The 12,640-nt window shown below is 39.5% G+C and carries 9 protein-coding genes; all 9 read right to left on the bottom strand.

Going from position 1 to position 12,640, the window contains the following annotated elements:
• Positions 1–48: 48 nt before the first annotated feature.
• The 9 genes from B9A52_RS21100 to rlmD all read right to left on the bottom strand — a co-directional run bounded on the left by B9A52_RS21100 (position 49) and on the right by rlmD (position 12,610).
• Complete coding sequence (locus B9A52_RS21100) at positions 49–1,329, bottom strand: mandelate racemase/muconate lactonizing enzyme family protein (protein ID WP_084122521.1); 1,281 nt, start codon at positions 1,327–1,329, stop codon at positions 49–51.
• A gap of 23 nt (positions 1,330–1,352) precedes the next feature.
• Positions 1,353–2,648: a mandelate racemase/muconate lactonizing enzyme family protein gene (locus B9A52_RS21095; RefSeq protein ID WP_084122519.1), complete on the bottom strand. Its 1,296-nt coding sequence runs from the start codon at positions 2,646–2,648 to the stop codon at positions 1,353–1,355.
• 24 nt (positions 2,649–2,672) lie between these two features.
• Positions 2,673–3,608: an RraA family protein gene (locus B9A52_RS21090; RefSeq protein WP_084122517.1), complete on the bottom strand. Its 936-nt coding sequence runs from the start codon at positions 3,606–3,608 to the stop codon at positions 2,673–2,675.
• 77 nt (positions 3,609–3,685) lie between these two features.
• Positions 3,686–5,206 (bottom strand): SusD/RagB family nutrient-binding outer membrane lipoprotein, encoded by a 1,521-nt coding sequence (locus B9A52_RS21085; protein ID WP_084122515.1) that lies wholly within the window; start codon positions 5,204–5,206, stop codon positions 3,686–3,688.
• 12 nt (positions 5,207–5,218) lie between these two features.
• Complete coding sequence (locus B9A52_RS21080; RefSeq protein WP_157370242.1) at positions 5,219–8,671, bottom strand: SusC/RagA family TonB-linked outer membrane protein; 3,453 nt, start codon at positions 8,669–8,671, stop codon at positions 5,219–5,221.
• 168 nt (positions 8,672–8,839) lie between these two features.
• Entirely contained in the window at positions 8,840–9,841 is a 1,002-nt protein-coding gene (locus B9A52_RS21075) for a FecR family protein (protein WP_084122512.1), read from the bottom strand.
• 118 nt (positions 9,842–9,959) lie between these two features.
• Complete coding sequence (locus tag B9A52_RS21070; protein WP_172805256.1) at positions 9,960–10,568, bottom strand: sigma-70 family RNA polymerase sigma factor; 609 nt, start codon at positions 10,566–10,568, stop codon at positions 9,960–9,962.
• Between the two features lie 261 nt (positions 10,569–10,829).
• The gene (locus tag B9A52_RS21065) at positions 10,830–11,207 is read right to left on the bottom strand and encodes a hypothetical protein (RefSeq protein WP_084122508.1); all 378 of its coding nucleotides are present in this window, start codon (positions 11,205–11,207) and stop codon (positions 10,830–10,832) included.
• Positions 11,204–12,610, bottom strand: a complete 1,407-nt coding sequence (gene rlmD, locus B9A52_RS21060; protein WP_084122506.1) for a 23S rRNA (uracil(1939)-C(5))-methyltransferase RlmD — start codon at positions 12,608–12,610, stop codon at positions 11,204–11,206. The genes B9A52_RS21065 and rlmD overlap by 4 nt, the downstream gene beginning before the upstream one ends.
• Positions 12,611–12,640: the final 30 nt, after the last annotated feature.

Raw genomic sequence — 12,640 nt, 5'->3', positions numbered from 1 at the left:
AAGATTTCGTGCTCTCATTTTTTAGGATTTGGATTTTAACCGTTTATTCTATTCAAAGAACGGTATGTCTTTAACAGCGTATTTTTTCATTCCTTCCTCATTGATTTCCACACCGATACCGGGTTTTTCTGACAAGGTAATAAAACTGTTTTCTGTTCTTGGCCCATCATAAGTGACAATATCTTTCCATAATTGGTCTTTGTCCATATATATCTGCCATTCCATGATCATGAAGTTTGGTACCGAAGCACAGACATGACAACTGGCCATTGCACCTAAGAAAGATGCTACCATATGGGGTGCAAATGGTACATAGTAGAGGTTGGAAAGATTGGCAATACGTTGGGCCTCACCCAATCCACCGGCTTTTTGGATATCCGGCATAATGATATCTACGGCAGACTCGGACAATAACCTTGTAAAGCCATAGGCCAGGTAAATATTTTCACCCGTACATATTGGAGTCGTTGTTTGTGATGTGATGGATTTGTAAACCTCGGGGTTATCAGCAGGTATTGGTTCTTCCAGCCACATGAGATTCAGATCCTCATACAATTTGGCCATTTTCAATCCTGTGACAGCATCATATCTTCCATGCATATCCACACAGATATCGATGTTTGGACCGACGGCTTCCCTTACAGCAGCAATGGCATTGTACATCCTGTCAATTTCGGCTGGACTCGCGGTCCAATTGAATCTATCGTATTTGTTTGGGTCTCGCCCATCATCCACATCAAATTTAACTGCGTTATATCCTCTGTTTACAGCGTCGGTAGCAGCATCGGCGTAATCCTGGGGTGTAGGATTGGTGGAGGTGTATAATGCGGTATCACAATATACCCTGATTTTATCCCTGTATTTTCCACCGAGCAGTTGATATACCGGCACTCCAAAGACTTTGCCTGTAATATCCCAAAGTGCTGTTTCAATTGCAGTAAGTACTGCGACAAAAACTCCCGATTGTGCTCCACCAAAAAATGCGCCTTTCCGGATCTGTTCAGCAAGACGGTTTGGGTTCAATGGACTTTGGCCTTTGATCTGATTACCCAATCTTTTGACAAGATGGTAGGTCCCATGGATGGCATCAACCGCTTCGCCACAGCCCCAAACATCCTGATTGGTATATATTTTCACATAAAGAGCTCCTCTTACATAGCCGCATTTTATATCGGTGATTTTTAAGTCAGAAGGATTGGAAAAAGGTGATTGTCTATTGACTGCCGCACTTAGACCTTGGCCAAAAGTGCTTAATAAAGCTCCGCCTGTTAGGCCTGCCACCAATCCTTTTTGAATAAACGATCTTCTGCTGTCTTTTTTAGTAGTCATAATTTACATTCTTTAGGCTTAATTTAATTGGGTTGAAAGAAAGGGGCATCCTTTACTGCATACTTTCTGATAGCATCTTCGTTTGGAGTGACCCCTACACCGGGCTTATCAGTGAGATGAATGTATCCATCCTTAATCAAAGGTGCTTCAAGGATCAATTCATCCCATTGTTTCCATTTTGAGAACCAATGCCATTCCAAACAAAGGAAATTGGAAATGGAAGCACAACAATGGCAGGCGGCCATGGCACCGAATGGAGAGGCTACCATGTGTGGCGCTACGGGTACATAATAGAGGTTAGCGAGATTGGCAATCCTTTGACCTTCACCCAGCCCTCCACATTTATGAAGGTCAGGCATGACGATGTCAGCAGCTTTTTTTTCCAGAATTTTTCTGAAATCATGTGCTAAATATTGGTTTTCGCCCGTACAAATTGGGGTAGTGGTCTGACTGGTTATCTCACGTAGGCTATCGAGGTTTTCTGCAGGAATAGGTTCTTCCAAAAACATCAATTTAAACTGTTCCATTTCTTTGGCAATCTGAATTCCTGAAGGTAGATCATATCTTCCATGAGCATCCAGGCACAAATCCATATTCATTCCTATTGCCTCCCTGACGGCGGTAATCTGTTTTACCATCCTATCAATTTCACCATTGGAAGCCGTTCTGTTAAATTCATCCTGTTTGGAAGGGTCTCCTGCCCAATCAATATCAAATTTTATGGCGGTGAATCCTGCGTTTTTAACATCCATTGCCCCGGCAGCCATATCTTCAGGGCTTTCGGAACTACTGGCACTGTCACAATAGAGCCTGATTTTATCTCTGAATTTACCGCCCATTAGGCGGTAAACCGGCTGGTTCATTGCTTTGCCGGCCAAATCCCAAAGAGCAATTTCAATTCCTGTAAGTACAGCTACATACATTCCCCCCTGAGCACCCCCAAAATGACCTCTGCGGAGAATCTGTTCTACTATTTTATTTATCTCAAGGGGATTTTGACCGATTAAAAATTGCGTCATATTATCCCAGCCTACTGTTCCTGTTGCAACTCCGTAAGTTCCCCTTACTGCATCCATAGCCTCCCCATATCCGGTGATTCCTTGATTAGTTGTTAATTTCACAAACATATGGGTTCCATGACCACTCATGTAGGCTGTAGAGATACCCGTTATTTTCAAATCTGATGGGTTGGAATATTTAGGTCCATTCTCAACAGCTTTGATCAAACCTGAGCCAAAGCTTGGGATTGCCAGCGTTGAGGCAAATCCTGCCATCAAGCTTCTTTGCAGAAATGAGCGTCTTTTGTTGTCTGTGGTCATGAGTTGATTTTTAGAATTTGAGATTTACCAGGTCCTGTTTTTCAAGATTTCCTGTATCTGTTCTCTGGGAATGGGCAGTTCATCAATATGCTCATTGAGCCAGGCTGAAAAATCCCTTTCAATATCATCTGACCATCTCGTATCAATCTGACCTGCGGTATATATTCCAGCCCGGAGCCTTTCATGTCCGAACATATCCCTTAATCTGACGACCTCAGAGGTAACGACCACTTTTTCTACAAGATGTGCGGGAATAAAAGAAACGCCACCGTCTCTACCCAACACCACATCACCCGCCATCACGGTTGCCTGTCGTATTCTGGTGGGTTTATTGATTCCGATCAGCATGGTATTTAGATTTCCTTGTTGGTTATGATGGGAGGGATGATAGCTTGAATAATAGGAGGTGAATCCGCCAATTTCTTTTAACCCCGTTACATCCCTAATTGCACCATCATAGACAATCCCATTGCCGGATTTTGCATAAATCGCATTACCTACATTGTCTCCTATGGTTGGGCCATCCACATGGATGCCAAATTGATCTACTACATAGACATCTCCTGGTACCAATAAATCCACAGGCCAGGAATTTTGTCCACGTTTCCCTTCTTTTTTTCCTCTGGCGTCAATTGCATCATGGATATCAGGGCGTCCGGGCATAAATGTTGCCGTCACTGCCCTGCCAATTAGAATACTATCGGGATTGATTGTTTGCCATCCGTCTGCATATTGGTATCTATAGCCCTCATTTTTCATGACAGCCCAGGCTTCATCATGCGTGACGAGCCGCATTCTCTTCAAAAGGTTATCAGAAACTTTTGGTCTTCCGTCTTCAAATCTTTCCCCTTTCCATTCTTGCGTGAGAAATAACATTTCTTCTTTGGAAATTTGTTGGGCTTCAATAGCAGAATGCGTTAAAAAAATAGTAAGAAGTATTAGGATGTATTTTTTTATCATGGTTTGGGTTTATTAAATAATTTAAATTCTAAATGAGTGTAGCAGGTTCAGAGCACTTCCGAACCTGCTACATTCAATTATTTATTCCACCAGACTTTTGTTTCTAAATCGTCTGGTCCCTGCGCTTGGATTGCCGCTTGAACATTTTCAGAATTCACAGAAATCTCAGAATTTGGATAGGTTAACCTATTGATAAAAAGCACCTCTCTTCCCGGGAAGGGATTTGGTGCAAGAACAGGAAATCCACTTCTTCTGAAATTTGCGAAAGCTTCCGGTCCATTCATGAAGGAAGATATCCAATATTGTTCATTGATTTGACGGATCGCTGTTGCATCCGAAATCTGGTTTGCAGCGATATAGGCATCAATTTCAGCAATCGGAATTTCCATTTTGGAATCAATTTGGGCCATTTGAAGCATATGAGCCCTGATTCCCTGCTGGAAATATTCTTGTACTGTCCCTGTAGAAATCCATCCCACCTGTCTTGCTTCTGCTAGTAAAAGCAAGGATTGGGAGGCTGTCACCATAAAACTAGGAGAGGTCTGTTTCATCATTCTTCTCCTATCTACTTGACTGAAATCATAAAAACTCGCCAAACCCAGGTCAGCGGCTACCTGTACAACAGTTGAATTGTCATTACCCATAGGCATGCCGATTTGAAGCGCTGGATCATAAGACTCTCTGGCAACTGTTTGTTCAGGACCTGAGGTGGCACCTACATATCTTACGGCAATTGAACGCAATCTGGGATCATTTGAGTTTTTTAAGAAATTCACAAATGGCTCAGTAAGGTAAAAGTTTGATGCCTCCGTTGCATTGAGGGTATTGCCTGCCGGATTGAGGTAATTGGCATCATGTCTTACAAAAGCATTGTCAAGATTGGAGGTAATGACACCGCCTGTAAATGCTTTTGCGACAGTTTGTTGGGCCAAAGTAGGATTAGCTTTACTAATTCTCATTCCTGCTCTCAACAATAAAGAATAACCAAACTTACGCCATTTTTCCACATCTCCTCCATATAGCACATCGGCTGTTTCAACCCGTCCAGTTGTACTTAGAGCGGCTGTAGCTTCCTCCAGTTCCTTGATTATTTCAGTGTATATGAATTCTTGGGAATCATATTCAGGAAAGAATATCTGGTCACTGAAACCTGCCCCAGCTTGTCTATACGGGATAGAACCATAAGAATCAGTCAAGACCATAAAGGCATTTGCCTGAAGTATTCTGGCCATTTGAACCAAATTATTCCTTAAAGGATTATCCTGAATCCTGTTAAGCGCATCTTTGGTGTTTTTGATCACATTCCTATAGTACTGTTGCCAGTTTGACTGGGTAGATGACCTGTTGTCCTGATTGAAATTAGCCCCTGTAAGTACACCTGAGTTTGGAGAAATCACCTGCTGCACTGCGCCCACTTCATACACCAAAATACCAAATGAAGAAGGTGAAGACGAGATAATCGCCTGATTGATTTGGAACATGGCATCAATATTAGTTGCCGCAACCGTATTGGTGTTGAGTTCATCAAAATTTTGATCACAGGAGGTGCTGTACCCCAAGAACAAAACTATCCATAAATATTTTATTATCTTTTTCATGATTTTCCTTTTTTAGAATCTAACATTGAGGTTAAAACCCATTCCCCTTGTTGTGGGCAATCCTGTTGCTTCCATACCGACTAGGTTATCAGATGCATACCCAAAAGATTCCGGATCGATATTATCCACCCATTTTTTGAGTATGAGTACGTTGTTAGCTACAAGGTTCAATCTAAGTCCTGAAATAGGCCATTTTTCAGGTAAGAATTTAGTAAAGTCATAACCTGCAGTCACTTGCCTTAATTTCCAGAATCCGCCATCATATACTATTGGTTCAACCAATGCCTGAGATCTTACAATTTCCCAATAAGACTGTACAGGTGCTACAACTGTATTAGGTTCTCCCGCTTGGTTGACTCCTTCTCCTACCACACCACCTTCTCTGCCTTCCAAAGTCATTTTGTGCAGACCATGTCTGACGGCGTTGAAGTTTGTACCGGAAATCATAACCCCACCTATCCTGAAATCTATCAGGAATGAAAAGCTTACACCTTTATAGTTAAATGAATTGGTAATACCTCCGGTCCATCTTGGAAGTGCGCTTCCAAATTCAACCAGTTGCGGGGTTCTTAGGGGAAGGCCATTCCCTCCAAAAACTTTTCTGCCTTGTTCGTCTCTCAAATATCCAAATCCGGTTACCTGACCCATTTCCTTGCCGACTACCTGCCTCAATTCCCCATTGAAAACATGGGTACCTACAGTAATTCTTTCACCAGGAGTGTCAGTAAGTAGGCTTAAAACTTTGGTTTTATTATAAGCACCATTGACTGTAACTTCCCAAGTAAAGTTGCCTCTTTCCACAGGTACACCGGTTACCAACATTTCCACACCTTGGTTACGGCTTTGACCACTGTTAATTGATGTATTGATAAATCCAGAGGCATCTGAAATTTGTGCACTTACGATCTGATCTGTGGTAATCTTATTGTAGGCAGCCAAATCTACCATCAACTTTCCTTGGAACATTTTCATTTCAAATCCTACTTCTGTCTCTGCTACCCGCATAGGCCTTAGATTGGGGTTTGGAAGAGTACTTCCAATGGGCTGTCCTACAGGCTGATTGTTAAATAGGTTGGCGTTGATTCCATAGAATAGAACATTGGAATACGGTGCAACATCAGAATCACTACCTACCTCAGCATAAGCCAATCTGAGTTTTCCAAAATTAAACCAGTCAGATGAACCTGTGTTCTCTGAAAACACCCATCCTGCGGAAACTGATGGGTAAAGAATACTTCTGTTTTCCGGAGAAAGGGTTGAAAACCAGTCATTTCTAATGGTTCCATTAATGAAAAGGTATTTCTTATAAGAAACTTCGGCGAAAGCAAATAGAGAGTTAACGCCCCTTTCTACTCTATCAAATATTGGATCCTTTGCCCTTCCATTTTGGGGCGTATATAAATCTCTGATCACAAAATCAGTTACCTGTGTGCTCTGAAGCTCAGACTGCCTTTTCATCATGTTTCCACCCACATTGGCATTGACGCCAAAATCTCCAAATTCTTTGGTGGCAGATAAAATGAAGTCAGCATTGACTTCTCTAAAGTTCCTTGCTTCCTCAGTCAAGACTCCGTTAACAAATCCGGCAGGGGCAGCAGCCCGCGAAGCCTGTCCTGTTGGGAAATTATTGACCCGCTGGGTTCTTGACCAATAATCCTGACCAACCCTTCCTTGAATAAAAAGCCAATCAGTGATATTGTAAACAGCAGTTATATTTCCAAATACCCTATCCCTCTTGATATCATTGAATTGTCTTTCAAGTGTAAAAAATGGATTAGTCCTATTCCTAAACCTTGAATAAACAGCCTCATTGCCTTCTGCATTAAAGGCATTGTCTCTCAACACATCCAAAGGCATGGAATTGGCCATATTGTAAAGGGCGGTTGGAATGGAATTGTCCTGGTCTGCAATATTGGGTGGATTTTCGTTGTTTTCAATAGAATAATTGATATTACCTCGGACATTGAATTTTTTACTGAATTCATGGGTGAAGCCGAAGTTGAATGTTTTTCTATTGTAGGTATTATTTGGAACAATTCCCTTACTGTTCAAATCTGAAAATGAGAAATTCATACCACCCTTATCGTTATTTGTTGCAAGGGTAATTGTGTTGGTAGTATTCTGACCGTTTCTAAAGAAATCATTGATTCTTCCTCTAACAGGCACATATGGTACAACTACCCCGTCAAATAAAGTTTGGGTCATACCGGGAGCAAATCTCTCCCCAAAGGACCACTGTCCTGAGGTTGGATTTGGAGAAGTAGGTCTTATTCCAAATTCACCTTGGCCATATTCGTACTGATAATCCGTGAAATCCAAAGGTTGTTCAATGGTATGGTTCAGGTTATAGGTTACCCCTATACCTTTTTTGTCACCTTTGGTTTTGGTGTTGATCATGATCACACCATCTTTGGCCCTTGAACCATAAAGGGCAGAAGCTGCTGCACCTTTCAATACCGTCATACTTTCGATATCATCAGGGTTGATACTGCTGAGACCATCGCCACCATCTGCAGTTACACCCCCGCCTCTTTGGCCAAAGGAATTATCCGCACCTTGATTGCCAGGTCTTGTTCCAAAATTGGTATTGTCAATTGGAATACCATTGATTACGATCAAAGGGTTGTTTTGGCCACCTATAGACGACTGACCCCTGATTCTTACTTTGGAAGTGCCCGCAGGTCCTGTTCCAAGGGAGGTTATATTTACACCGGCAATTTTTCCTTGAAGCGCATTCATGAAATTGGGCGTTCTATTGATAGTCACTTCGTCGGAAGTCACGTTGGTAGCGGCATAACCGATACTTCTTGTTGTTTTTTGAAGACCCAAAGCAGCAATCACAACTTCTTCAAGTGCTCTTGCCTCTTGAACCATTGTAACATTGATGACAGATTGATTTCCTACTAAGATTTTTTGTGTTGAAAAACCTATATATGAAAATACCAATGTAGAACCTTCCGGAATAACTATAGAGTATTTTCCATCAATATCAGAAATAGTTCCTGAAGTGGTTCCTTCCACAAATACTGCTACACCGGGCAAAGTCTCGCCGGATTCACTCGTAATGGTTCCAGTTACTCGAATGTCTGCGACATTGACCATTATTTTCAAATCCTTTTCATTTGAATTAATAGGCAGTGATTTTACACTTATGATATTATTAATTTGCTTGAAATGGAGTTTTTTCTTTTCTGCAACCTCCAAAAGGACCTCAGCAACAGTGCCGCTAGTCCTATTGAGTTTAATTTTTGATTTATCCTTAAGATTTTTTTCAGTATAGAAAAAACTGTATTCTGTTTTCTTTTCTATAGCTGCAAGGATATTTTCTAGGTTGCCTTCCCTGATGTCAAGATCGATGTGTACTTCATCAATACTTTTAACCTGGTCCGAATTGCTGTTTGCAAGAATGGTATTGCATGTTATGGTCAATAGAAATGCACTTAAAATTGTGCGTTTGAAGGCCATAATTATTGTTTTTTGTAGTTTTTGTGACATATTCTGGGTTGTCTGGTGTCAATTGATTAATTATGGTACTTTACCAATATTGTTCGTCTTGAACAGATATCGGTGGTAAGCTTTTTACATTTATGATGTATTCACTGGTTCTTTTTGATGTTTCATAGGCATATAGGTTTAATTGAATTTCAAAATCACACTTTCATTTTCTATTCTATATTCGAATTCCACTGAGTAACTCAAGGCTTTTAGGACATTCGATAGGTATTCATGAGGTTTGAAGCTTCCTGAACATTTATATTCCGGTAATTTATCTGTTCCGATAACTTGAAAATCTACGCCATACCACCTTTCCAAATCCTCAATGATTATATTGAAGGGGACCTTTTCGAAATGGAGAATACCATCTTTCCATTTTAAGATTGAGGCTACATCAACAATTTCTTTTTTTAGGGTTTGATTGATTGTGGAATATTTGGTGGCCTCTCCCGGTAATATTTCATGGAATGAATTGTCCAATTTATTTTCAACTTTCACTTTGCCGGAAGCCAAAACGACCTGTATTTCTGGATTTCCAGAATAGGCCTTTATGTTAAAACTGGTACCAAGAGCGGTCGTAGAGATATTTTCTGTAATGACAGAGAAAGGATGCTGTTCATCCTTTACAACTTCAAAAAATCCTTCTCCTTCTAGATAGACCGTTCTGTTCTGGAGGAAGTCCTCCGCGAAAGTCAATTTGCTATCTGAATTTAAAGCTACCATCGAACCATCAGGAAGTTTTATGGTCTTCTTGACACCTTTTGGCGTACTCTTGATGATTGTTTTTACTTCTGCGAGTGATTCGGTTATCTCTCCAAATTCTGCATTGGGATGTAAGTAAAGAATAAAACTTACCGAAAAAATCAGGGATATTGAGGCTGCGAGTCCCAGCCATATTTTAGGTTTTAGAGAATTAATTTTTTTTGGATTCTTGTTTTTGCTAAAAGTTTCAAGTTCAGTTTCCTGAATTATATCACCTTCTTCATCCTCACCAACTTCTGCTTGCCATTCTTGCTCAATAATTGTTTTATAGGTTTCTTCTCCATCAGGAGAATCAAGCCAATTCAAAAATTCCTTTGCTTCTTTCTTTGAAAACTTCCCGGCAAAAAACTTATCAATATCTTTTTTATGGTATTTCATTAATTATCCCTTTCCACCATATAGCGCCTTGGAAAGAAATTTACTTAGTCATTTTATAAAAAAATATCGACTTTTTTTAAAATACCGACTTAAACTATTTCAAAAAATGTTTTAAAACCTATAAAAACTGTGAAATAATCCCAAAGACCAAAGATTTTGCCGGTATCATATATTTGGTTAAAAGTTTTTGTTTGACAGATTTAGTTGCGGAATAAATATGGCTTTCTACCGTTCTTTTTGAGATACTTAATTTTTCAGCAATTTCTCCGGAGGCAAGATTTTCATAATTCTTCATTTTGAAAATTTCCTTTTGGGTCTTTGGCAGTTTTTCTATTTCCGCGTGGGAGATCTCTTCAAACTCTCTGTATTCAATTTGTTTTTCCGTTTCATTCGAGGAGGTTTCCATGGTTGAAATTTCATAAACCTCATAAGCCATTCTTCTCGCTTCTTTTTTGGCCTTTTTAATAATGATTGATTTCAAGATGGTAAGCAAATAGGCATTAAATGATAGTTCACAATTGAGATTATGTCTGTTTTTCCAGATAATCAAAAAAACTTCCTGAACAGTCTCTTCCGCATCTTCTGAGGATAGATTCATTTTTTTTGAAGTGTAAAAAATTTTTGGCTTAAAAAAATTATACAATTCACAAAATGATTTCTCATCTCCACTCTTTAATCCGGAGACTAAAAATTTTATATCGATGGAATTGATTTTAACTTTATTCACCTTGGAAATGTTTCTACATAAAGTAAGGTATAAATTGTGAATCTTACAATAAAAAAGATAAATTCTATATAGGTTTAAAATAAAATTCTGAATTTCTAATAAAATCCAATTAATAAAAACAGCCAGATTATGTAAATTATTATCGATTTATTTTATTTTTTGTCTGGTTTTTGGCAAAAATTCAATTTAGTGTATTTTTCACACTAATTATTAACCTTAAAAAAATGACCAGAAAGTAAACTATATTTTAGAACATATATTTCAATCCTCTGGATAAGGGATATACACAAAGCTGGTAAACTCCCCGTCAACTACAAAGAGACAACAAAATTCATCAGGGTCTTTGTAGGCTTTTTTAAAATCCTCAACCAGTTCCTCAGCTATGAGTTTTCTTTGTATAAATTCATCCAAATATGTGATGTAATAATTCCAGTCCAGGTTTTTTTCGGTTTTTCCCAATAGCAATTGGCCGATTGGCTGCTCATTTTTTGAGATTGGAAATATGGGATGCCCAGAGAATTTTCTGCTTCTGACCTGATAGGATGCCTCTTTCAAAATTTCTGAAACATTGACGAAATCTTTGGTTATAGTCCCCAAATACTTCCCGCTCAATTCCGGGTCATTGAAATCTGAAATCATTTTTTTAAAGTTAGTCGTACAACATTTTCTACATGGAATGTCTGAGGAAACATGTCCACAGGCTGTATTTTGTCAATAATATATTTTTCAGACAAAAGCGCGACATCTCTGGCCTGAGTGGCCGGATTGCAACTTACATAGACGATTTTTGGAGCTTCCAGATGGAGCAACATTTTGACCACATCTTCATGCATACCGGCACGTGGAGGATCTGTGATGATGACGTCAGGCTTCGCATGGTCTGCTATAAATTCGTCATTTAATAAATCCTTCATATCCCCGGCATAGAAAAGGGTGTTTTCCAAGCCATTGACTTGGGAATTAAGTTTTGCATCTGCTATCGCTGCTTCTACATATTCTATGCCTATAACCTGCTTTGCCTGTTTTGCAACGAAATTGGCAATCGTCCCGGTACCGGTGTAGAGATCATATACCACTTCATCTCCCTTCAATTCAGCAAAATATCTCGCTACTTTATACAATTCGTAAGCCTGTTTGGAATTGGTCTGATAAAATGACTTGGGACCTATTCTGAATTTAAGTCCCTCCATTTCTTCTTCAATATAATCCTTTCCGGAAAAAGTATGGACATTGAGATCATTGAAGGTTTCATTTCCTTTTTGATTGATGATATACAACAGGGAAGTGATTTCGGGGAATTTCATGTTTAAAAATTCCATTACTTTTTCTATTCCCGATGCATCATTTTCTCCAAACTGCACGATGACCATCGATTCTCCTGTGGTGGTAGTTCGGATGATAAGGTTTCTCAAAAACCCCTTTTGTTTTTTTAAGTCGTAAAAAGTGAGACCTTCATCCAGGGCAAAATCCCTAAGACTATTTCTGACTTCATTGGAGATTCCGCCCTGAAGGTAACAGTGATTGATATCCACAATTTTGTCAAACATTTTTGGGACATGGAAACCCAAGGCATTTCTTTCAAATTCCTCACCTGAATCTATTTCATTTCGTGTAAGCCAACGGTTATTGGAAAAAGTATAATCAAGTTTGTTTCTATAATATCGGGTTTCACTTGAACCCAGGATAGGCAACACCTCTGGTATTTCAACTTTTGCAATCCTTTCAAATTGATCCACTACCTGTTGCCATTTGTAGGTTTTTTGCAAATCATAATTGATGTGTTGCCACTTACAGCCACCACAAGTTCCAAAATGTGAACAAAAAGGTTCGATCCTGTCTTTAGAGTACTCATGGAATTTGATAGCCTCGCCTTCCATAAATGAACTTTTTCCCCGTGTAATCCGGACATCTACCAAATCTCCCGGGGCAACATTCTGGACAAAAACCACTTTTCCTTCATGATGTCCTACACATTTACCCTCGGCTGCAATTCTTTCTATTCTAAGGTTATTGATTACCTTATTTTTCATCTTTCTCGACATGGCGGCAAAAATAAGGTTTTGAATTGGAAG

This window comes from Aquiflexum balticum DSM 16537, assembly GCF_900176595.1.
Classification (GTDB): domain Bacteria; phylum Bacteroidota; class Bacteroidia; order Cytophagales; family Cyclobacteriaceae; genus Aquiflexum; species Aquiflexum balticum.
This window is presented reverse-complemented; position numbering and strand designations above follow the sequence as displayed.